Origin of the sequence: Halotia branconii CENA392 (assembly GCF_029953635.1) — a bacterium.
Lineage (GTDB): Bacteria > Cyanobacteriota > Cyanobacteriia > Cyanobacteriales > Nostocaceae > Halotia > Halotia branconii.
The window spans coordinates 3117807-3140934 of the sequence record NZ_CP124543.1 but is presented as its reverse complement, the minus strand read 5'-3'; the positions used below and the strand labels follow the sequence as shown (position 1 = coordinate 3140934).

Here is a 23128-nt window from a genome sequence, read left to right as displayed (position 1 = left end):
GTCAACTCGCTACACGAATAATCACGGGGAGTATTACACTCTCCTCCAATTATTGAAAGCAGAATTAATTATTGCTAGGTGATTTTTGCTGGTAATTATTTGAAGATTGACTAAAGTCAAGCAGGGAGTACGTAAGCAAATTTTAAAAAATAAAATTATTTACTGTAATTACGCTTCTAACTATCGTCTAGGCACTTTTTACAAATAAATTCCCAATAGTTAAAACCATTTTTAACCGTAATTACTAATAGTTTGTATTATCTATTTGAAATTTATCAGTGTTTATACAAACTCTTTTAAAGAGTATTCATAATAATTATAAATATTAAGTAAAATCACCAACTCTGCTAAGTAGTGAGCAGAATTGGTGATTTTTGCTAATAGCTTTTTAACAGATTACAAGTTAGACATTACATCTCGTGCAACTGCTAAAGTTTGCTCAATATCTTCTTCAGTGTGAGCAGAAGAAGTGAATCCAGCCTCATACTGAGAAGGTGCTAAGTAAATACCGCGCTCTAACATCCCGCGATGAAAGCGCCCAAATTTTGCTGTATCAGACTTTTTGGCATCTTCATAGTTATGAACAGGGCCAGAGGTGAAGAATAAGCCAAACATGGCGCTGATCTGACCGCCACAAACGCTATGACCAGTTTCTTTAGCAATTTGCAGTAAACCATCTGCAAGTTTTTGAGTAATTTGATCTAGATAATCGTAAGTACCAGCTTTTTGCAGCAATTCCAGCGTTTTAATTCCAGCAGTCATCGCCAAGGGATTCCCCGAAAGAGTTCCTGCTTGATAAACAGGACCAGCAGGAGCAACCATTGACATAATATCCCGACGACCGCCATAGGCTCCTACTGGCAAACCGCCACCGATTACCTTACCTAAAGTCGTCAAATCAGGAGTAACGCCAAATTTTTCTTGAGCGCCACCGTAAGCAATCCGGAAGCCAGTCATGACTTCATCGAACACCAATAAAGCTCCATGTTCTTGGGTTAGTTCCCGTAATCCTTCTAGAAAACCAGCATCGGGAGGAATAAATCCAGCATTACCAACGACTGGCTCCAGAATCACACCAGCAATTTCGTCGCGGTTTTCTTCAAATAAAGCTTTGACAGCTTCTAGATCATTAAAAGGCGCAGTTAATGTGTTAGTAGTTGCCGATTTAGGTACTCCTGGCGAGTCAGGTAAACCAAGGGTAGCGACACCAGAACCAGCCTTGACTAGGAACATGTCAGCATGACCGTGATAGCAGCCTTCAAACTTGATAATTTTCTCTCGTTGGGTAAAAGCCCGCATCAATCGCAGCACTGACATACAAGCCTCAGTCCCAGAGTTAACAAATCTTACCATTTCGATGCTAGGAACGGCATCAATGACCATTTCTGCCAGGACGTTTTCTAAGACTGAGGGCGCACCAAAACTAGTTCCTTTTTCTAAGGCTTCATGCAACGCTGCAATCACTTCAGGATGAGCGTGACCGCAAATAGCTGGTCCCCAAGTGCCTACATAATCAATGTATTGGTTGCCATCCACATCCCAAATGTATGCACCTTTGACGCGATCAAAAACAATGGGCTGTCCCCCCACGGATTTGAAAGCACGAACTGGAGAACTGACTCCTCCTGGCATGAGATTTTGGGCTGCGGTGAAAATTTCTTGTGATTTTGTGGTTTTAATCGTGGTATTTACCAAGGCTTTCTCCTGATAGTGGGCAATAAAAAAGCTGTATCTAAAGCTCTATCTTAGGATAGGGTTAAAAACTGATTGAAACTTCTATCGTATAAAAATAACTAAACCAAGAAAATAACAAAATGTTATACAAGTCTAATGAAGACTTGCCTTTAGAGATTCGGACTCGATTATCTGAGGCATATCAAGATCTTTATCGGGCAGCGTTTAATTCAGCAGTTCATTGGTATGGTGACGCTTCCAAAGCCCACCAAGTCGCTATGAGCGCTGTGAAGATGCAATCTGCTATGGACAGGAACGTTTTGGTATTGAACTAGTACAACAAAGAAAGTAAAAATAACACTTAACTGGAAAAAAAGGTTGTTTGGCAAAAATCATGCCAGCTACCCTATGGCAGAATGATATTGTGAAACAATAGAATCATTCTCATTAGATCAAATCAGCTGGTATGTTTTCTATTAAACAGCATTCATTGCACAAAGCCATCCCTGTTGAAAAAATTCGCTACGATGAACGGGGTTTAGTGCCAGCAATTATCCAAGATTATTTGGATGGTACTGTTTTGATGATGGCGTGGATGAATCAAGAATCGCTGCAAAAGACTTTAGAAACGGGAGAAACTTGTTTTTGGAGTCGTTCCCGTCAGGAATTATGGCACAAAGGAGCGACTTCTGGTCATATTCAGAAAGTGCAAAGTATTCGTTATGACTGCGATAGTGATGCTTTGTTAATTGGAGTGGAGCAAATAGGAGATATTGCCTGTCATACTGGTGAACGCAGTTGTTTTCATCAGATAGAAGGAAAAATTGCCCCTCCACCAGGAGATACATTATCACAGTTGTTTGATGTAATATGCGATCGCCGCGATCATCCCAATGAAAATTCTTATACCTGTAAGTTATTGGCAGGTGGTGATAATAAGATTTTGAAGAAAATTGGTGAGGAATCCGCAGAAGTTGTAATGGCCTGTAAAGATGATGACGCAGATGCGATCGCCAGGGAAGTTGCAGATTTGTTTTATCATACCCTGGTAGCTTTAGCGCATCATCAAGTTGATATCAAAGCAGTTTATCGCAAGTTGCAAGAACGCCGGAAGTAATACCGTTTTACTTTAAAGTTGATATATTTAGGCAAGCAGGGGAAGCAGCACTTCGGCTTCGCTCAGTGACCGGAGGCAGAGGGAGTAAAAAAAGTAATTTACATCAAATTTTTCGTGAAATGGTATGAGAGCAGGAGAAGATGAAGAAGAAACTCACAACTTCTAACTCCTGCTTGTTTTGATTTAGAACGTGAAAGTGGTACGAAGTACACCTACAGTTGTCGTGTCATTATTACTATCACTTTCAGGATTAAATAAGACAAACGCACCTGGGGTAATACTGATATTGTCGTTTATCCGAAAGCGGTAATAAGCCTCTAGGTGGTAAGGAACTGCTCTATTAGCCCCATCAGGCGCAAGCTGAGCTACACCGCTGGTATCGCTGCGATATAGTGGCTGTCCAAAAATTATGCCCGCATTATTTCCCTGATGGAATAAATCATTAAAATGAATACCTGCCATCCAACTGGTGAAGGTAGTAGAAGCATCAACAGCACCAGAAGAATCATCAACGAAAAATGCTGCGCCATAGCCAGAAAAGGCAATCTTTGGCGAAAACCTCCAAGTGACAGTTCCACCAAAAGAATTTAATTTTACAGGTGTACCCAGATCTAGTCCTGGCCCGATTAAAGAACCAACGTCACTACTGGTTAATCCTGTACCTAAAATATTGATTTCGTGATAACTATTGGCATAGTTGAGACCAATATCGATAGAACTACTTGGTCTAAAAGTCAATTGGGCTGCTATGACGCTACTACCTCCAAACGCGCCAGATCCCAAGGGTGTGCCAGAAATTCCTGGCTGAATGTCATCAGCTAGTTGAGGTATGTTGGCATTGGCATTTCCGTATAAAGCTCTAAAATCTAATTGCTTGGAAAGCTGAAAAATAAAGCCAGCAGCAGATGCTAGCCCAGAACCAGAAGTACCGCCAGAGACACGTACCACAGGATTCAAACTTGCAAAGCGAGAAATCGCTTCTTGTCCTTCACCATAAAAAGGTGTAATGGTAGGAAAAGCATCGGAGACTTCAGCAGCAGTTCCAGCAAACAATGTTAATTTATCAGCGACAGGAAATATGTAAAGCAGTTTGTAAAGCTGAAGAGAGTTTGCACTTATACCTGACAAAGTTTTAGGATCGACCCCTGGAAATTGAGGTTCAAAGCTGGTACGAGCGCTGCTAGCACTGAGTAATGGTGATGCTAATCCCAAACTCTCTTGTAGGCTACCGCTTCCATCCACACCACCCAGGAAATTATAAGCTTGCAACCCAGTGATGAGTGAATCTTTGCCTGTAAAGCTGGTGGTAAGATTTAACCGCACTCTGTTTACTAAAATTATGTTGGGGTCGTTCCTACCCGGAGCGCCTCCTGTAGCCCCAATGGCTGAGATAATTGCTTCTCCATTGAGTTTGGTAGTTGTAGAAAACTGATTCGCCTCTAGTTCACTTGTGCGAGCTTCCAAAGCATCTACTCGACCCCGCAATGTTGCTAATTCAGCAGCAAATTCTTCTTGCAGTTTTTGCAAAGTGGCTAAATCTTGTTTTGTTACTAACTCAGTAGTTGCCGTAGCTATTAACTCGTTGACTCTATCTAAACAAGCATTCAAACCAGCGGCAAATTCATAACGAGTCAAGGCACGGTTGCCTCGATAGGTGCTGTTTGGATAGCCAGCAATACAACCGTAACGCTCAACTAAAGATTGTAAAGCACCAAAAGCCCAGTCTGTGGGCTGCACATCAGATAGTTGCGATACAGATGTAACTTGTGCAATGGTGTTTGCTCTCGTTAAAGCAGATTGAGGTGAGGAATCACCAGAAATCTTGAGTGCTAAGTTAGTATTTTGTCGCTGTTTATTCGCAATAAGTGAATCTGGTTTTGTGCCAATATCTCTTGACGAAATCAATTTTTGCTCAACAGAAAAAGTTTGATCATTTTCATTCCTTATTTTGAAACTAGTTTGAGTTTTCACATGAGATATTTTTTCGGCTAGTTTGAAAGTTTCAGTATTATATTGACTTTCATTACCAGCAGGTATCGCTTGTACAGGCGACAACCCTGCCAATAAGCACAGTAAACTTACGCCATTAACAGAAGTTAGTAGCAGATTTGCTTTCACGGTATTTCCTCACACCCAACTATTGATCAATAAGTAAATTTAAAATTGAAAATACTTACTTACTTATTTACTTATTAGAATATATTTTTGTATCAAATAAATATTTTTGTTTTTTCAGAAAGATTTGAATTTCTTATTGTTAGAGTGATAAACCATTATAATAATTTTAATTGCTAGTATTTTTTAGACAAATTAAGTACACGGGTAGGAGCGTTATCAAAAGTATTCTATGGAGAATATAGAAATAACTCTATATGTTTTGCTATCTGCTTGGATTATTACTCTCGTGCTTTGAACTACAGTACAGGACTTACGCAAAAGTATGGAAAAATGTAGACGTTCAAGTTGCTTTGTTGGGTTCCTTACGTCAAACGCCACTTACTACCCTGCGGGTACTCCTTCAAAGAACTCGCAGAGTAGCCGCAGAAGCGTCTACAAGTCGGCAGAACCGACGACAGTCGCCTCAAGTCGGGAAACCCTTTCGGCAGTTCCTCATGGGGGAAACCTCCAAGACCAGACTGCCGACGCTCCTGCGTCGCTACCGCTACGCTAACACCACGGCGCTGTCTCCCCAACGCAGTGGCTCCCCAACCTACAGTTCTAGTTTGAAAACACGCCCTAGCCTCTACTGTTACTCAACTGCACTTCTCAAATTATCGTGATGTGACTAAGCAATTGCAGACAGTTTTTACTAAACAGCGCATATTCTGGGCTATTTTACTTTTCGGTACAGCATTAGTGATAACTCTAGCGCTTTCCTTATCTCAAGGTGCAGTACCTTTAAGTGTTGCTGAATTATGGCAAGCCATTCTCCATCAAGGCGATCCCATTAAACAGACAATTATTTGGGACTTACGCCTCCCACGGATTACCGCAGCAATAATTGTTGGTGCTGCCTTGGGAATGTCAGGGGCGCTGCTACAAGGAATGTTACGCAATAGTCTCGCTGACCCTTTTATTTTGGGCATTTCCGCTGGTGCAGGACTCGTGGTGATTTTGATGATAGTTTGGCAGATATTCCCAATAGCGATTCCTTTCGCGGCGTGGTTGGGAGCAATTTTGACTTCGGCTGTAGTGATTTTGCTTGGTCGTGCAGGATCGGGAATTTCTATTGAAAGATTGATTTTAGGTGGAGTCGCAGTCAGTTCTTTGTTAGGTTCAATCCAAAGTACATTACTGCTATTAGCCGAAGACGGTAAAATTCAAATTGCTCTGAGTTGGCTAGTTGGTAGCTTAAATGGACGAGGTTGGAAAGAAATTTCCACGGCTGGCCCTTATATTATTATTGCTTTACTGGGGGGATGCTTGCTGGCGCGATCAGTCAATGTGTTGGCTTTGGGAGATGATTTGGCTGTCGGGTTAGGAGTTTCGTTAACGCGATCGCGTCTTTTAATTGGTGGTGTTGCCACTTTACTAGCCGCCGGTGCAGTTAGCATCAGCGGTTTAATTGGATTTGTCGGTCTTGTGGTTCCTCACGGTGTGCGGATGATTGTGGGTACAGATCATCGCTTTGTTTTGCCACTTTCAGCTCTTGCTGGTGCATGGTTGCTGACTTTTGCCGATTTACTTTCTAGATTAGGCTCGGTAGAACTACCAGTAGGTTCTGTGACTGCTTTATTAGGTTCGCCTTTGTTTATCTGGTTACTTTATCGTCGTTCTGCTGGAGTGAGTAAATTGTAAAATGCCACTCGAATTACAAAATCTCACTGGTGGTTATACCAAAATACCAATTGTCCAAGATATTAACCTGACTCTGCAAACGGGAGAATGGTTGAGTTTAGTTGGTGCTAATGGTTCTGGTAAATCAACATTACTTAAATTGATTAGTCGTATTCTTTCTCCTCAACAGGGAACAGTGTTACTTGATGGTAAAGCTATTCATTCTCAACCTCCAAATTTAGTTGCCCAAAAATTGGCATTGTTACCACAACAACAAACAATTCCTGTTGGTTTAACTGTGCGACAATTAGTGAGTTTAGGACGTACACCACATCAACATTGGTGGCAATGGGAACTAACAACAGAAGATTGGCAAAAAGTTACCGATGCAATCAAAAAAACGCAACTAGAAAAAATGAGCGATCGCTTAGTTGAACAACTTTCAGGTGGTGAAAGACAACGGGCTTTTTTAGCTTTAGCCCTAGCGCAAGAGCCAAAAGTCTTATTATTAGATGAGCCTACAACTTTTCTAGATATTAACTATCAATTGCAATTATTAGAATTACTACAAAATTTAAATCAACAACAAGAATTAACAATTGTCACAGTTTTACACGAATTGAATTTGGCAGCGCGTTATAGTTCTCGGATTGCTTTATTAAAACAAGGTCAGCTTTGGGAAGTTGGTAGACCAGAAGCAGTTCTGACACCAAACTCCATAGCCCAAGTATTTGGGGTAGAATCTGTAATCATTCACACGCCTGTCGGCTTACAAGTTTGTGCAATTTCTGCTTGTTTTTAATTTTTAATTTTTAATTGGAGCGAAGCGACTTGACTTACAATACTTCTTACATTCCTCAATCTGACCCGCCGCGTCCTCCTTGGGAAACCCTACCAACCATGTATGATTTACCCAGCGACAACCCAGAGGAACCAGGTTTGCCAGACGATTTTCATTTTTTACAACCCTTACTTTTATATTTAACTTTTCAACCAACTAACTGGAATCCTGAACTAGTTTATAGTGCCGCTGACCTCAATCTTTATTATGACCTTCAGCATCCTTTATGGTACAAACGCCCAGATTGGTTTGGTGTGGTGGGAGTACAAAAACTCTACAAAGGACATGACTTACGATTAAGTTATGTAAATTGGCAAGAACCAGCAAATCCTTTTGTGGTTGTTGAATTATTATCTCCAGGTACGGAAGACGAAGATTTAGGCACAAATAGAGAAAGTGCAGCAAATAAACCTCCTAGCAAATGGGAAGTTTATGAACAAATTTTGCGGATTCCCTACTATGTTGTTTTTAGTCGTTATACCAATGAACTGAGAGCATTTCAATTAGTAGGTGGTCATTATGAAGCGATGACCTTAACTGATGGACGCTTGCTGATGCCAGAGATAGATTTAAGTTTAGGCTTATGGCAAGGGTCATTTAGAGATATTGAAAGATTGTGGTTAAGGTGGTTCACTTTAGCAGGAAAATTGATTTGTGAACCCACGGAAGAAACTGCTGCTGCTACTGAACGAGTTATTCTTGCTGAACAAGAAGCTATAGAAGCTAAACAAGAAGCTATAGAAGCTAAACAAGAAGCTACAGAAGCAAAAAGAAAAGCTGAAAAATTAGCAGAACGTTTGCGTCAGTTAGGTGTGAATCCTGATGAATTGGGTTAGTTATTCTCATTTCAGGTATCCTTATAGACCTCTAGGTAGAGCTGCGATCGCTCAAAACTTGTCACAATTAGTGACGACAATCGTTATTATGCACAATTAATATCATGAGCTTTGGTATAGGTGATTTATTCTGGATTTTTCTCCTTCTTTCTTCACTGCAACCAATCTGGCAAAAGCGGCAAATGGAATATCGGCGTTTAAGCGCCTTACAAAAGTTCCAGCAAGAACGCAAAAGTCGGGTGATTTTGCTAATTCACCGTCAAGAGTCTATCAGCTTACTAGGGATTCCTCTATCGCGCTATATTACTATCGAAGATTCAGAACAGATCTTGCGGGCAATTCGCCTCACCCCGCCAGATGTTCCCATTGATTTAATTTTACACACTCCCGGTGGTTTGGTCTTAGCTACCGAACAAATCGCCAGAGCATTAATTCGCCATCCATCAAAAGTTACAGTCTTTGTGCCACATTACGCAATGAGTGGTGGTACAATGCTAGCCCTCGCTTCTGATGAAATTATTATGGATACTAATGCTGTATTAGGACCAGTTGACCCTCAGTTAGGCAACTATCCAGCAGCCAGTATTTTGAAAGTTGTTGAAGATAAACCCATCAGTGAGATTGACGACCAAACCCTAATTATGGCAGACCTTTCAGGCAAAGCAATTCAACAAGTGCAGCGCTTCGTAAGAACTTTGCTCAAAGATAGCATACCTAAACAAAAAGTTTTGCCTGAAAATATTGAACCGATTATCGAAGCCTTGACAACCGGACGCGTTACTCACGATTACCCCATCACTGTAGAGGAAGCAACAGAAATGGGGCTGCCCATAACCGTTGGACTGCCCCGTTCAATTTACGATCTTATGGATTTGTATCCACAACCACAAGGAGGACGACCCACCGTTCAATACATTCCTATGCCTTACGACGACCGCCGTCCAATTTTACCCGCGCCCAAAGGAAGACCTATGGAAGAACCAAATCAAAAGATTTAAAATCTTGGGGTAATAATTTTTTGCTGATGTTTTAAGGAGTTGGTGTCGCCGTCGGTGTCGCTGTTGGAGTTGGTGTCGCCGTCGGTGTCGCCGTTGGAGTTGGTATTATTAACGGTGTCACTGTTGGGGTTGGCGTTACCGTTGGAGTTGGTGTTGCTGTTGGGGTTGGTGTCGCTGTTGGGGTTGGGGTTGGGGTTGGTGTTGCTGTTGGAGTTGGCGTTACCGTTGGGGTTGGTGTCGCTGTTGGGGTTGGGGTTGGGGTTGGTGTTGCTGTAGGTTGAGGCGATGGCTTACTGCCAGGCTGAGTAATCACTTGCTTTGCTTCTTGATTCAACTGTTGACGGAGTGCCAAATTAGCAATTCCAGTTTCCTGTAATTGATTTTTTTTCTGATACTCCTTGATTAACTCTTCTGTCCGGGAACTATAAAATTGATTATGGGGCAGAGGAGGATTTGGTTTAAGCACCGCATTTAGATTTGCTTGCAGAATTTTGACGATGCTTCCAGCAAAATTTTGAGTTTTTGGCCCTGCTATTCCATCAACACCTAGTTTATAACCCTTTTGAAATTCACGAATTGCCTTTTTGGTTGCCTCATCAGTCAGAGGCGCATTTGTGACTTCAACGTTATAGCCTAATCCCCGCAACACATTACGAAATTCTTGTGGCGTATAATTACGCGCAAGAACAGCAAAAGTCGTGCTTGAAATTACTACGCTAGCAGTTATCAAGCAGGTAGCAGTAATAATTGAATTTGGTTTTCTAAACCCACACCACATAGTTGAAAACTCCTTACTTTGGCTTGAATCAGCATTATATAAACGTTCACAGATGCATTTTACGTTTCTTTAAAGTTTTTTTCTTTGTTATTCATGATTTTTGATTAATTGAATATCTGTTGGTTAAATGTAGATACCATCTCAATCAAGATTTTTGCTATCTGTCTATAGACGTATTTTGGTTTAGGGATAGCGTTATAGTAACCGTTGTATAATCCAAAACTAAAAATGACTAATCGAAAATCTCTAAAACTGCGAAACCTTTATTTTGAGAGGTTGATGGCAGTTATTGCTACAGTCAACCTATGCTTAGTTTTGTTTAATTTAAGTTACATACCCTGGCGAAATTTTTACTGGCGACGACTTCCTCAAGTTACTCAGATTTATGATCCAATTAAGGGTATTGAACCTCATAGAGAAACGGAAAACTATTTAGCAACAGTCAACTCACTCGAAGAACAAGTTAGCCAGACAGGATTACAATCACCACAAGTTCAAACTAAGTTGGAGGAGCTTGGCCGTCTAAGCACAGAGATGATTGACAGTAATCCATTTGCGGCAATCGATAAAAGTGGTACTCTAGAAAAAATCAAAAACCGGATACGCGATCGCACTAGGCAAAAATCGGCAAAGACTGCCTTTGCTACTTTTTGGAGTCAGACTTACTTAACACAAAAAGGCTGGATCTCAGAAATTAATTTTTTCAATCAAAAAATTCGTCCATTGATTGCTTCTAACTACTACCGCCAAATCGGCGAAAGTGGCGAATTTATTGATGATTTCTGGCTAATTGACTTACCATTTGTGATTTTGTTTGGTGCAGAGTTGCTGGCGCGTTCCTTTTATCTCCGGCGCAGCCATCCAAGTTTTAGCTGGGTAAATGCAATATTGTGGCGTTGGTACGATTTATTCCTACTGCTACCTTTTTGGCGATGGTTACGAATCATACCTGTATTAATTCGCCTTGACCAAGCGCGGGTATTCAATCTTCAGTCATTGCGGCAACAAATTAATCAAGGAATTGTCGCCAATTTTGCTGAAGAACTTACAGAAATTGTCGTAATTAGAGTAATTAATCAGATCCAAGGTTCGATTCAGCGAGGTGAGTTGACTCGTTGGCTATCGCAACAAGAAAACTTGCGTCCTTATATAGACATTAATAATATCAATGAAGTGGAAGCGATCGCAGGTATTTTCGTGCAAACCGTCGTTTACCAAGTACTACCCAAAATCCAACCAGATATTGTTGCCATTTTGCGCCATAATATTGCAACAGTCTTCCAGCAAGTACCTGTCTACCGCAATCTCCAAAATTTTCCCGGTGTAGGAGAAATAGAAACCCAATTGAGTGAACAACTGGCAACTCAAATCGCCACCAACTTATACAATGCTTTAGTCAGCGCCGTCGAAGATCCCGTAGGTGCAAAACTCTCTGGTCAACTAGTGCAACACTTCAGCAAAGCCTTAGGAGCAGAAGTTCAGAACAAACACGTCCTTTCACAAATTCAAAGCTTACTTTTTGACTTCTTAGAAGAAATTAAACTCAACTACGTTCAGCGTTTGTCCCAAGAAGATATAGACCAAATATTGGAGCAAACAAGACAAATCAAAACCCAAGCATCCGTTCAGCCTTTAGTAAATCGAGGCGCTACTCTTTCACAAACCAGAAAAATGTAGCAGGAGAAGCAGAAGCAGGGAGGCAGGGTGCAGGGAGCAGAGGAGACAAGAGGCAGGGGAGCAGGGAGCAGGGAGAAATAGGTAATTTTTCTTCATCCCCCTTGCACCCCGCACCCTGCCCCAATTCCTCCTTTTCATGCCCCATGCCCAAAAACTATTGACTCTTAAAGAAATGCGCTAAACTCAAAATGAGGTGAACCATATTTGGTTCGTCACAAGACTTCTTGGAAGATATCCCTATCGCAGGAAGTGGGTCAACGCCCACTTTTTTTATTGAATTTTCGCATGACTCATCCCTTAGTCCCACAAATTATAGATTTGGCGACACCAGTGGCAGAAGAACTGGGCTTGGAAGTCGTTGGCATCGTTTTTCACACAAACCAACGTCCCCCAGTACTGCGGGTAGATATCCGCAACCTTCAGCAAGACACTGGTTTGGATGATTGCGAACGAATGAGCCGTGCTTTGGAAGCCTCTTTAGATGCGGCGCAAATCATTTTAGATGCTTATGTCTTGGAAGTGTCCAGTCCTGGTATTTCACGGCAATTAGTAACCGATAGGGAATTTATTTCCTTCAAAGGATTTCCTGTAGTCATCCTTACTTCCCAACCATACAACGGACAGCAACAGTGGACTGGTCAGTTAATTCGCCGGGATGAAACAGCAGTTTACTTAAATCAAAAAGGTCGTGTAATCCAAATCCCTCGTTCACTAATTGCGAGGGTGCAGTTAGACGAGCGCCGATAAACGAGGAATTAGGAATTAGAGACTAAAAGTAGAAGCTAAAAGCTAGGGACTAGAGTCAAACTTTTCTCTGATCCCCAGTTATTGATGCGTGATTTCTACCCTAATCCCTAGTCTCTAATCTCTAGTCCCTAGCCCCTGATTTTAAAGGAGAATATTTATGTCAATGGTTAGTTTACCAGGATTAAAAGAATTAATTGAAAGTATAAGTCGCGAACGTAATTTACCTCGTTTAGCGGTTCAATCAGCTATTAGAGAAGCATTACTTAAAGGTTATGAACGTTATCGTCGTGCCCAAAACTTGGAACGAAAACAGTTCGATGAAGATTACTTTGAAAACTTTGAAGTAGAACTTGATATTGAAAACGAAGGGTTTCGGGTTCTTTCTACCAAAAGTATCGTTGAAGAAGTTGATAACACCGACCATCAAATTTCTTTAGAGGAAGTACAACAAGTAGCTCCCGAAGCACAATTGGGAGATTCTGTCGTTTTGGATGTAACTCCAGACCAAGGAGAATTTGGTCGCATGGCAGCAATGCAAACTAAGCAAGTATTGGCACAAAAACTGCGGGATCAGCAACGCCAAATGGTGCAAGAAGAGTTTCAAGATTTGGAAAGCACCGTACTGCAAGCCAGAGTTTTGCGTTTTGAGAGGCAATCAGTAATTTTGGCAGTAATCAGTAACTTTGGTCAGCCAGAAGTCGAAGCTGAATTACCAAAACGAGAACAATTACCCAACGACAATTATCGGGCAAATGCTACATTTAAGGTATATCTTAAAAAAGTATCTCAAGGTCAACAACGAGGGCCACAACTGTTAGTGTCCCGTGCTGATGCAGGATTAGTAGTTTATTTATTTGCTAACGAAGTCCCAGAAATTGAAGATGAAGTGGTACGGATTGTTGCCGTAGCCAGGGAGGCTAACCCTCCTTCCCGTTATGTAGGTCCTCGAACTAAAATTGCTGTAGATACCCTTGATCGCGATGTAGACCCTGTTGGAGCTTGTATTGGAGCGAGGGGATCGCGAATCCAAGTAGTAGTCAATGAACTACGGGGGGAAAAAATAGATGTAATTCGCTGGTCTCCAGACCCAGCAACGTATATTGCCAATGCCCTGAGTCCAGCACGGGTTGATGAAGTCCGCTTGATGGACCCTGAAACTAGACAAACTCACGTATTGGTGGCAGAAGACCAACTGAGTCTAGCTATTGGTAAAGAAGGACAAAATGTCCGTTTGGCCGCCCGTCTCACTGGTTGGAAAATTGATATTAAAGACAAAGCAAAATATGATTATGCCGGAGAAGATGCCAAGTTTGCTGCTGCACGTACCCAATATGAACCAGAGGAAGATGATATGGAATTTGATGAACTAGAAGATGAAAATCAAGATGAACTAGATAATGAATCTTTTGACACTAGTGATGACGAGTAATTTATGAGCCTTGTGGAGTTCTGTTACGATTAACTTTAATACAAGTCTGAATAATTACTTGGGTTAAGGCAACTGGATATTAAGTAAAGATTGGTTTTGCCAACTTTATTTCCACAACTAAAATGCTAACCTTAGGTCAACAAAGACCAATGAAACCGAATTATCGGCGTTGTATCAGTTGCCGCAAAGTTGGCTTAAAACAAGACTTTTGGCGGATTGTCCGCGTCTTTCCATCGGGGAAGGTACAATTAGATCAGGGCATGGGGCGTTCTGCCTATATTTGTCCGCAAATGAGCTGTTTGCAAGCAGCTCAAAAAAAAAATAGACTAGGGCGATCGCTACATGCATCAGTGCCAGAAACGCTGTATCAAACATTGTGGCAACATCTAGCCCAAAGCAATCCCCAAAATCAAGTTTAAGGTTAAATAACCTTGTGGCAGTGATCCCCAGAGGATTTGTGCAAAAGCCGAACTAGTCGCGCTCTGATCACACCCTCTGCAATTGTTAGGGTTAGTGCCAAAATAGTAAATGGGTGTAGTAGCAAGCGGCTCTTTATAAAAAAAGAGAAACGAAGCAGTACCCCCAACAAGTTTTACTCGATTGTGTTGTGGAAGACTCAGAATCAGCAAAACAAAAAACTACAGAATGGCAACCTGGTAGCGCTCAGGCGCAACTTGGCATTAAGGATGCTCATAAAAACTTTTTCAATGAAAAAATTTTATGGGTTTTTATCAACCATCAGTCTTGGTGGAAATGCCAACATTAAACCGAAACATCTCTCTTTCCTGATTGGAGGCACCGGCAAAATTTTAACGGCAACCTAAAAACAGTAATCAAAGGATGGAGATGTCGCACTCCCAGGCAACCATCCGCTAAAAAACTGTAAATTAAAGGGGAAGAGTGGATGACCAACGGCAAAGTTAGAATCTACGAATTATCAAAGGAATTGAATTTGGATAATAAAGAGCTATTAGCAATTTGCGACCAGCTCAATATCGCGGTCAAAAGCCATAGCAGCACAATTTCAGACTCTGAGGCAGAACGCATCCGGACGGCTGCCGAAAAACTAGTAGCTACGAATGTGGTGCCCCAAAAAGAACTAGGTACAACTAGCTATAAACCAAATTCACCACAAAGTGGCTCCCGCAACCAACCTGCTCCATCTCACAAACAGCAAATTTTGGAAATTCGCAAACCCAAAATATTGAGAAATCATACCTCCAACGCCCCAGAGGCGTCAGCCGCTACCAACAATCAAGTTGCTTCGTCTGAAGTTAATAATTCTCCTTCACCTCCACGACCTTTCGCTACACCTGTCTCACCCATGAAGCCGACGGCACCAACTCGACCTGTACCCCGGAATCAATCTGAGACCGTACCAGAACCTGCTACTACAGAAGCAAAACATGCAACTAATACACAAGAATCGGTGGAAAATATCCCCGGAACAATAGCAGCAGAAAAACCCGAAAAAACAACTCCACACAGATCAAAACCGGACAAACCCCAAAAACCGCAACTAGTTAGTCCGCCTGCAAGACCTGAAGGAGAAAAATCTGCCGTCATTGATCACTCAAGTCAAGCAGAAAAGCCAATTCTCAAACGCTCACGACGTGTCGAAGACGAACGTGACCAAGTTAAGCCTAGAGTGGCAAAACCAACGACACAGACAGAAGCGCCACAGGTTCCAGTTCAAAAACAGGCTAGACCTACACCATCACCAGTCAAACCGGAACATCGGGGTAATAGACCACCAGGACCAGTACCTTTAGGAGACGGACAACGGCCTAGTAGGCCAGTACGACCATCTGAAGTTGTAGGAGCAATACCGACCGCTACTCCACCAAGAGCAATGCCAGGGGGAGCTGGAAAAGGGGAACTAGGTGATGATGTAGTCACACCAGATCTCCTCGATTTGAAACGCCCAACACCACCTCGTCTGGCTAAAGGTGGGAAAAAGTGGCAAGAAGAGGAAATCATAGACGAAGTCAAAGAAAAGGCTGGCAAAGGAGCTGTAAAAGGCAAGCGGGTCAAGCCGATACTTGAGGAAGATTTTGAAGAAGAAGATCTGTTAGATGATGAAGATCTAGACACACCAGCTACTGTCCAGGTTAGTCTTTCTATCGCTCGTCCTCCCAAGCCCAAGGCAACACGACCAACACAATCAGCAGCTGGTACAACCCTTGCTAGTACTCCTACCACTAGAAACAAAAAAAGAAACTCCAGTCGCGATCAAAATCGTCGTCACCAAGAAGTTGAGACCAAACACGAGCGTCCCGAAAAAGTGGTGGTAATGGGGCCAATGACAGTGCAAGAACTGTCTGATGTTTTGGGTGTAGCCGATACAGAGATTGTCAAAATCCTGTTCCTCAAAGGCATGGCGGTGAGTATCACCCAAAATCTGGATGTTCCGACAATTACTTTGGTAGGCAAAGAGCTAGAAGTAGAAGTCGAAACTGCTGAACCAGAAGCAGAAGCCCGCAAAGTCACTGAAATGATCGACGTAGAAGATCTAGAAAACCTCCATCGTCGACCGCCAGTGGTGACAATTATGGGTCACGTAGACCACGGTAAAACTACCTTACTCGACTCGATTCGCAAAACCAAAGTCGCTGCCGGCGAAGCTGGTGGTATTACCCAGCACATTGGGGCGTACCATGTGGATATAGAACATGATGGCAAAAAACAGCAGATAGTCTTCTTAGATACTCCTGGTCACGAAGCCTTCACAGCTATGCGGGCACGGGGAGCTAGGGTGACAGACATTGCTATTTTGGTAGTAGCTGCTGATGATGGTGTTAGACCTCAAACCATTGAAGCCATTAGCCACGCTCAAGCTGCCGAAGTGCCAATTGTCGTAGCAATCAACAAGATTGACAAAGAAGGGGCACAACCAGACCGAGTAAAACAAGAACTGACTAACTATGGTCTCACCCCAGAAGAGTGGGGTGGTGAGACAATCATGGTTCCTGTGAGCGCTATCAAGGGTGAGAATCTAGATACGCTCTTAGAAATGATTCTGCTGGTAGCAGAAGTAGGAGAACTATCTGCTAACCCAGATCGTGCAGCTAGAGGTACTGTGATTGAAGCGCATCTGGACAAAGCAAAAGGAGCAGTTGCGACCTTGCTAATTCAGAATGGTACTTTGCATGTGGGTGATATGTTAGTAGCTGGCTCGGCATTTGGTAAAGTCCGAGCAATGGTAGATGACAGAGGTAAGAGAGTAGATATTGCTAGTCCCTCCTTTGCCGTCGAGGTGCTGGGCTTAAGTGATGTACCCGCAGCAGGCGATGATTTCGAGGTCTTCTTTAACGAAAAAGAAGCACGAACTTTAGCAGGCGATCGCGCCGACAAACAGCGCCTATCTCGCCTCTTACAAGGACGCGTTACCCTGACAACACTCTCAGCTCAAGCACAAGAAGGCGAGTTAAAAGAACTCAACTTGATCTTGAAGGGAGACGTACAAGGTTCGGTGGAAGCCATTGTGGGATCTCTCAGACAAATCCCGCAAAACGAAGTCCAAATCCGGATGTTGTTGGCTACTGCTGGAGAAATCACCGAGACAGACATCGACTTAGCTGCTGCTAGTAACGCTGTAATTATTGGTTTCAACACTACCTACGCTAGTGGAGCCAGACAAGCTGCTGACGAAGCTGGTGTCGATGTAAGGGAATACAATATCATCTACAAACTCTTAGAAGATATCCAAGGAGCCTTAGAAGGTCTGCTGGAACCAGAGTTAGTAGAAGAACCTTTGGGACAAACCGAAGTCCGTGCTGTCTTCCCTGTTGGCCGTGGTGCTGTTGCTGGCTGCTACGTTCAATCTGGCAAGCTGATTCGCAACTGCAAAGTGCGGGTGCGTCGTGGCGGGAAGGTGATTTATGAAGGGGTCTTGGACTCCCTAAAACGGATGAAAGAAGATGCACGCGAAGTCAATGCCGGCTACGAATGTGGTATTGGTATTGATAAGTTCCATGACTGGGCTGAAGGTGACATCATCGAAGCCTACCAAATGGTAACTAAGCGTCGTACCCTAACATTGACAAAATAGTGCTGAGGGTAAAATGCTTAAAAGTTAGGAGTTAAATACTAGTAACTCCTAACTGCTCATCACTCACTTCTAAATGCTATATGCGGTCATTTCGCTCTGAACCTATCTTATGGATTCATATCGCTGGATTAGCGACACTACCCATTTTGTTAATCATGTGTTTATTGTTTCTATCCGTAGGTAAGCCACTTTTGCCAGTATGGATAGAGCTATGTCTAGTAGGGACAATCGGTGTTTTACCACTTTTATGGATGCAATTACGCCGCCCTTTTTATATATTTGCAATTTTGGGAATAGCTCTCAAACCAGAAAACTTGACTGAACAGCAACGCAAAATTCTCTGTTTAATTAATACAAAGTTTAATCGTATTCTGTCCTTGGTGACAGCTATATTATTAATCGGCGTGCTATGGGAGATCTATCAAATTGCTCCACAAGTCATTAGTATTAGTAAGTTTTTACCCCAATGGCGGATTTTAGGTTTATTGCTAGCGGCTTTATGTTTTTTAGCATGTAATCTATTTTTACAAATTCCCGTGAGTGTAGCGCGGATTTTAGTGACTAATGACACAGAATTTGCTGCCATAGAACCATTATCTTTAGAAAAGATTAAGCAAGATTTCACAATTTTAGGGGTGCGGGTTAATAACATCTTGCCCCAGCGGATTGTTAAAGTAAAAACCAAGGAATGAGAAACTATGGCTAAAATTAAAGCTTCTAGCGATCGCCAACTTTTTTGTGATAGCGAAATATGGCACAATCTCAAATACGCGATCGCTGCTAGTTCCGGTTTTCAGCGTTGGCAATTAGAAAGCACTGCTCAATTACAAGATTTGCGTCTAGATCAGCAAGTACAGCGCTATTTACGGGAAACTTTAGAAACTTTAGCTTATTAAAAATTGATTAAATCTTGGAGACTGCCTTGCAAGCGGCGCAGTAGAAGGTAAGCATTCTCTAGGCGTTCTCCTTCAACTTCTACCTCTGTTGTGGGATAATTTTGAATTACTTCTAGCAGTGTCATCTGTTGATCTTGACTCGCAGAAAGCACTAAAGCCGAGCGCAAAGCTTGTCTGTCAGCTTTACGGGATGGCGTATGAATAACTTGACTCAGCTCATCGAGTATCACGTTACCAATTTGGCTATTCAAAACTTTATCTAAAAATACAGGGCTTACCTGCACTGGTGTCGTCAAATACTGGCGAATGTCTCTAGGGTTTTGTCGCGCTAAAGCTAAATTAACTCGTAGTGACCTTGAAAGTTCGCCAGTTTCGCCAAACTTTGATAGCTCCTTTACAGCCAGCGATTCACGGAATATACCGTACTTTAGTACTACTTGTTCAGCAGCAAAGACAGGATTGCTAAAAAATATAACAGAGCTAGCGAAAATTAAAATTAATACCTGATGCAGCGATAAAAATTGGCAATGCATTTTTTTTGTTTTTAGAAGCTTTGCTTTTGCTGTAATGATATTTCAACACCATTGCTTACAGCATCCGACTATAGGTATTGCTAGGTATAGAAACCTTTATTTATAGCGCTTCTCGGTTGCGTGGAATACACTCCAGAAATAAAAGAGGCTAGGAACTAGAGGCTAGGGGCTAGAGTGATGTATTTCATTCATCAGAAAACCGCTATAATCCTTAACCCAAAAGTATTGAATCTCATCCAACGATGTTTAGGGTTGGTTTGCTCACTGTGGTCTATTCATCTGAAAAACGCTGTAATAAAATTTTTAAAGAAAAATTAACTAATGTATATCACGTTGCAAATTAGGTGTTGGTAGAGCGATCGCCTGATCCCGTAGTTGCTCTTAGTAAAATTTTGTGAGCAAAATAAAATTATTTATGTATTTTCTTGCGAAACATAGCTGATTAAATGCTGGTCATCCGGTATAGTTTTGCATGGGTTTTACAGCTTGACAGCTGTTTTATACAACCCTATGTAACCAACTGTTATTCAGCACATCAAGACACAAAAATGAAATACCGGAGTTTGCACTGTTCTTCAGCAAAAAATTTTCGCCCTCTTTCTAATATTCTTATTCGATCTAAGTTCCCCCTAAGAGCCGGACTCACGGCTTTGTTATTGATTTCTACTGGCTCTACACTACTGTCTAGGGAAGTGAATGCTGGTATTATCACTCAAGAAGCGATCGCCCCAACTTTAGTAGCGCAAGTTCCCACAACAGCACCAGTGATTTATGTAAACCCAACCACTGGTGCAGATACTGCTAGTACTAGTACAACACAAGCAACACCTTATAAAACTATCACCTTCGCCATTAGCCAAGCCCAACCAGGTACAATCATTCAACTTGCACCTGGCACTTATAACAGTGAAAGCGGAGAACAATTTCCAATTTTGCTTAAACCAGGGTTGACACTACAAGGTGATGAAGCTAATAAAGGTCAAGCAACATTAATTACAGGTAGTGGCTTTTACACCAGTCGTACTTTTGCCAGACAAGATATTACAATTCTTGGCGACCAAGATACGACTATCACAGGCGTTACAGTTACTAACCCGACGCAACGAGGTACAGGTGTATGGGTGGAATCAACCAATCCTGTTGTCAAAAACAGTACCTTTACTAACAACGGTAGAGAAGGTGTTTTTATAACGGGTACAGGTAATCCCAAAATTGAAAGTAACGTCTTTGTACAAAACAAAGGTAATGGGCTTTCAGTAGCTAAATCTGCCCAAGGAGAAATTCGCAATAACTTGTTTCAAGATACTGGTTTTGGTTTGGCAATTGGTGGTCTTTCTACACCTTTAATTGCCGAAAATCAGATTATCCAAAATAAAGTCGGGATTTATATCTCAGAATCTGCTCAACCCGTACTGCGTAAGAATGTAATCCAAAACAATACTCAAGATGGTATTGTTGCAACTGTTAATGCTCTACCCAACCTTGGTACTAACGAAGATCCTGGTGGTAATCTAATTCGCAGTAACACTCGTTATGACTTAAACAATGCTACCAAGACTAATACGATTGTCGCTATTGGTAACGATATCGATCAAAAAAAGATTTCTGGTCAAGTAGATTTTGTTGCAGCCACTGTTGAGCCACCTTCAGGCCCTGTCGCCTTTAAAGACGTACCCACAGGTTACTGGGCAAAAAGCTACATCGAAGCTTTAGCTTCCCAAAATATTATCGCTGGCTTTCCTGATGGTACATTTAAGCCTAACGAACCTGTAACTCGTGCCCAATTTGCCACAATTGTCACCAAAGCCTTAAAACCACCAGCTAAACGCTCAGTGATTGATTTTAAAGATGTGAAAAGTGATTTTTGGGCTTATGCTGCAATTCAATCTGCTTACCAAAGTGAATTTCTCTCTGGCTATCCTGGTGGTACATTTAAACCACAGCAGCAAATTCCTAGAGTGCAAGCTTTAGTTTCTTTGGCAAATGGTCTAGGCTTAACAGCGAGTAATCCAGGTGTGATTTCCTTTTACGCTGATAGTGGCCAGATTCCTAATTATGCAACTGCTCCCGTAGCAGCAGCGACTACACGACAATTAGTAGTCAACTATCCCACAGCTAAGCAACTCAATCCGAATCGTGAAGCAACTAGGGCAGAAGTTGCTGCTTTTGTTTATCAAGCACTAGTCAATGCTGGACGTGTCCAACCCATTCCCTCACCCTATTTAGTAACAGTTCCATAAGGGCTAGGGTTAGCCTTGTCAAGGTAGGTAAGATTGTTGTCAAAAAATTCTTATTGACTCTGGTTGCTCTGTGCCTCTGTGGTTAAACAAGTTACTTCCAAACCACAGAGATGCAGAGAACACAGAGAAAAAGGCTAAAATTTTATCAACCACGTTGCTACACCTAACTGCTGCATTAACGCCATTGTGTCGCCTTGCCCCCAATGTTCTACAATTTTACCATCCATGACACGATCAATATGAATAACTGAAAACATGACTTGCTTTCCTGTGGGGGAAATACCCATAAATCCTCCAGAGTGATTTCCACTAAACGTTCCACGGGTGACAACTTGATTACTTTCAGCAATCACATCTTCAAAAGTGTGGCGACCATCAGGAAAAGCAGTACGCATCATCAGTGCATATTCAAAAAAGGCATCAGAACCTTTGAGTTGATTTCTCCCCATCACATAGCCTTTTATGTCTGGAGCGATAAATGCTTTACCTTTTTCGATATCTCCTACATCAAATGCTTGGTAGGCTTGCAGGACAATGGACTTATTTTGTTCTAATGACATTGCAAGTTTTTGTGTTTGAAGTGTTCCATTGTGAATTTACCTCCTAAGCCCTTCACCTGCATTAACTTGAGTTAAGAAGCCTTTTAGTGATGGACTCTGCGTTTTAATCGACTCAAGGATTCTGGCTCAATACCAAGATAGGATGCTAAATAGTATTGAGGAATGCGCTGCAAGATTAAAGGTTCAGTTTGAATAAGGTTGAGATAACGCTGTTCAGGAGTATCCTTAAAAAGAGAAAGCAATTTATCTCGTAACATGAATGCAAGGCTTTCAGCATAAAGTCGAAGGAATTTTTGACCATCTGGTGCTACTTCAAAAACTTGCAATACCTGATGGTTGATAAGCAGTACCTCAGAGTCTTCAATTGCCTGACAGGAAAAACATGCCGGTCGTTGCTTGGAGAAACTTTCGTAGTCACCTAGCGGTTGATGTTCAGAATGGAAAAACAGAGTAAATTCTTTTGCATCTTTTAGGAAAAATGTTCTCAAACAACCTTTCAACGTCAAGCCAACAAAATCACAAACATCACCCTCCCGAAACAAAAATTCTCCCTTATAAACTTTTCTGGACTCTAGCAATGGCTCAACAATAGTTACGTCAATTTTAAATTCAGGCAAAAACTGCCGAATAAATTCATAAAACGGTTCATACATCTGACCAATATTATGTAACCTATAGAGTTTGTAGCTAGAAAATTAAAAGCGCCAAGACTAACATTGTAATCTTGACGCTTCAAACATTGTGAGTTTTTTTAACTTTGGGGTTTATAAATCTAGCTAACCCCATTTGAATGTTATGGGTTTATATTCAGGGTCTTTATATTGGCTGACCCCGTTTGAACAATTTCTATTATTCTCAGAAATTTTTGTATTTTCGGATTTCCTAATATTTTTTTTATTTTTCTCTCTTTATATTGCATCACTTATAAAAAAGTTAATTACTTTGAAGAATATTGTATCTATTTAAGACCGTTT

The 23128-nt window shown here is 41.7% G+C and carries 22 protein-coding genes; 16 read left to right on the top strand and 6 right to left on the bottom strand.

The window, feature by feature from the left end:
• Positions 1-396: 396 nt before the first annotated feature.
• Positions 397-1695 carry a glutamate-1-semialdehyde 2,1-aminomutase gene (hemL, locus tag QI031_RS13735; RefSeq protein ID WP_281485684.1) on the bottom strand — a complete coding sequence of 433 codons (1299 nt, stop codon included), beginning with the start codon at positions 1693-1695 and terminating at the stop codon, positions 397-399.
• A 119-nt stretch (positions 1696-1814) separates the two neighbouring features.
• On the opposite strand from hemL, the gene QI031_RS13730 reads away from it, so the two are divergent.
• Both QI031_RS13730 and hisIE read left to right on the top strand, forming a co-directional pair.
• On the top strand, positions 1815-2009 hold the full coding sequence (locus QI031_RS13730) for a ChaB family protein (RefSeq protein ID WP_281485683.1): 195 nt from the start codon (positions 1815-1817) through the stop codon (positions 2007-2009).
• 131 nt (positions 2010-2140) lie between these two features.
• Positions 2141-2791, top strand: a complete 651-nt coding sequence (hisIE, locus tag QI031_RS13725) for a bifunctional phosphoribosyl-AMP cyclohydrolase/phosphoribosyl-ATP diphosphatase HisIE (RefSeq protein ID WP_281485682.1) — start codon at positions 2141-2143, stop codon at positions 2789-2791.
• A gap of 183 nt (positions 2792-2974) precedes the next feature.
• Here hisIE and QI031_RS13720 read toward each other — a convergent pair whose 3' ends face one another.
• Positions 2975-4909, bottom strand: coding sequence for an iron uptake porin (locus QI031_RS13720; protein ID WP_281485681.1), 1935 nt, complete (start codon positions 4907-4909; stop codon positions 2975-2977).
• 254 nt (positions 4910-5163) lie between these two features.
• Here QI031_RS13720 and QI031_RS13715 point away from each other — a divergent pair, with 254 nt between their 5' ends.
• From QI031_RS13715 to QI031_RS13695, 5 genes are all read left to right on the top strand, one after another.
• Positions 5164-5571 (top strand): hypothetical protein, encoded by a 408-nt coding sequence (locus tag QI031_RS13715; RefSeq protein WP_281485680.1) that lies wholly within the window; start codon positions 5164-5166, stop codon positions 5569-5571.
• Positions 5572-5584: 13 nt separating this feature from the next.
• Positions 5585-6589 (top strand): FecCD family ABC transporter permease, encoded by a 1005-nt coding sequence (locus QI031_RS13710; RefSeq protein ID WP_281486020.1) that lies wholly within the window; start codon positions 5585-5587, stop codon positions 6587-6589.
• Position 6590: 1 nt separating this feature from the next.
• Positions 6591-7370, top strand: coding sequence for an ABC transporter ATP-binding protein (locus tag QI031_RS13705; RefSeq protein WP_281485679.1), 780 nt, complete (start codon positions 6591-6593; stop codon positions 7368-7370).
• Between the two features lie 29 nt (positions 7371-7399).
• Positions 7400-8245, top strand: a complete 846-nt coding sequence (locus QI031_RS13700) for a Uma2 family endonuclease (protein WP_281485678.1) — start codon at positions 7400-7402, stop codon at positions 8243-8245.
• A gap of 104 nt (positions 8246-8349) precedes the next feature.
• The gene (locus QI031_RS13695) at positions 8350-9243 is read left to right on the top strand and encodes an SDH family Clp fold serine proteinase (protein WP_281485677.1); all 894 of its coding nucleotides are present in this window, start codon (positions 8350-8352) and stop codon (positions 9241-9243) included.
• 31 nt (positions 9244-9274) lie between these two features.
• Here the strand turns inward: QI031_RS13695 and QI031_RS13690 are convergent, their stop codons facing one another.
• Complete coding sequence (locus tag QI031_RS13690; RefSeq protein ID WP_281485676.1) at positions 9275-10021, bottom strand: peptidoglycan-binding domain-containing protein; 747 nt, start codon at positions 10019-10021, stop codon at positions 9275-9277.
• 228 nt (positions 10022-10249) lie between these two features.
• Between QI031_RS13690 and QI031_RS13685 the strand changes: the two genes are divergently transcribed.
• The 8 genes from QI031_RS13685 to QI031_RS13650 all read left to right on the top strand — a co-directional run bounded on the left by QI031_RS13685 (position 10250) and on the right by QI031_RS13650 (position 18821).
• Positions 10250-11698, top strand: coding sequence for a hypothetical protein (locus QI031_RS13685; RefSeq protein ID WP_281485675.1), 1449 nt, complete (start codon positions 10250-10252; stop codon positions 11696-11698).
• A 285-nt stretch (positions 11699-11983) separates the two neighbouring features.
• The gene (rimP, locus tag QI031_RS13680) at positions 11984-12445 is read left to right on the top strand and encodes a ribosome maturation factor RimP (RefSeq protein WP_281485674.1); all 462 of its coding nucleotides are present in this window, start codon (positions 11984-11986) and stop codon (positions 12443-12445) included.
• A 157-nt stretch (positions 12446-12602) separates the two neighbouring features.
• Positions 12603-13874 carry a transcription termination factor NusA gene (gene nusA, locus QI031_RS13675; RefSeq protein ID WP_281485673.1) on the top strand — a complete coding sequence of 424 codons (1272 nt, stop codon included), beginning with the start codon at positions 12603-12605 and terminating at the stop codon, positions 13872-13874.
• Between the two features lie 149 nt (positions 13875-14023).
• Positions 14024-14293, top strand: coding sequence for a YlxR family protein (locus QI031_RS13670; RefSeq protein WP_281485672.1), 270 nt, complete (start codon positions 14024-14026; stop codon positions 14291-14293).
• Between the two features lie 188 nt (positions 14294-14481).
• Positions 14482-14640 (top strand): hypothetical protein, encoded by a 159-nt coding sequence (locus QI031_RS13665; RefSeq protein ID WP_281485671.1) that lies wholly within the window; start codon positions 14482-14484, stop codon positions 14638-14640.
• 138 nt (positions 14641-14778) lie between these two features.
• Entirely contained in the window at positions 14779-17925 is a 3147-nt protein-coding gene (infB, locus tag QI031_RS13660) for a translation initiation factor IF-2 (protein ID WP_281485670.1), read from the top strand.
• Positions 17926-18005: 80 nt separating this feature from the next.
• Positions 18006-18617 (top strand): low-complexity tail membrane protein, encoded by a 612-nt coding sequence (locus tag QI031_RS13655; RefSeq protein WP_281485669.1) that lies wholly within the window; start codon positions 18006-18008, stop codon positions 18615-18617.
• 6 nt (positions 18618-18623) lie between these two features.
• The gene (locus QI031_RS13650) at positions 18624-18821 is read left to right on the top strand and encodes a hypothetical protein (RefSeq protein WP_281485668.1); all 198 of its coding nucleotides are present in this window, start codon (positions 18624-18626) and stop codon (positions 18819-18821) included.
• Here the strand turns inward: QI031_RS13650 and QI031_RS13645 are convergent.
• Complete coding sequence (locus tag QI031_RS13645) at positions 18818-19354, bottom strand: alpha/beta hydrolase (protein ID WP_281485667.1); 537 nt, start codon at positions 19352-19354, stop codon at positions 18818-18820. The genes QI031_RS13650 and QI031_RS13645 overlap by 4 nt on opposite strands.
• 548 nt (positions 19355-19902) lie before the next feature.
• Here QI031_RS13645 and QI031_RS13640 point away from each other — a divergent pair.
• The gene (locus QI031_RS13640; RefSeq protein WP_281485666.1) at positions 19903-21594 is read left to right on the top strand and encodes a DUF1565 domain-containing protein; all 1692 of its coding nucleotides are present in this window, start codon (positions 19903-19905) and stop codon (positions 21592-21594) included.
• Positions 21595-21728: 134 nt separating this feature from the next.
• Here QI031_RS13640 and QI031_RS13635 read toward each other — a convergent pair whose 3' ends face one another.
• Both QI031_RS13635 and QI031_RS13630 read right to left on the bottom strand, forming a co-directional pair.
• Complete coding sequence (locus QI031_RS13635; RefSeq protein ID WP_281485665.1) at positions 21729-22154, bottom strand: ester cyclase; 426 nt, start codon at positions 22152-22154, stop codon at positions 21729-21731.
• Between the two features lie 83 nt (positions 22155-22237).
• Positions 22238-22807 (bottom strand): Crp/Fnr family transcriptional regulator, encoded by a 570-nt coding sequence (locus QI031_RS13630; RefSeq protein WP_281485664.1) that lies wholly within the window; start codon positions 22805-22807, stop codon positions 22238-22240.
• Positions 22808-23128: the final 321 nt, after the last annotated feature.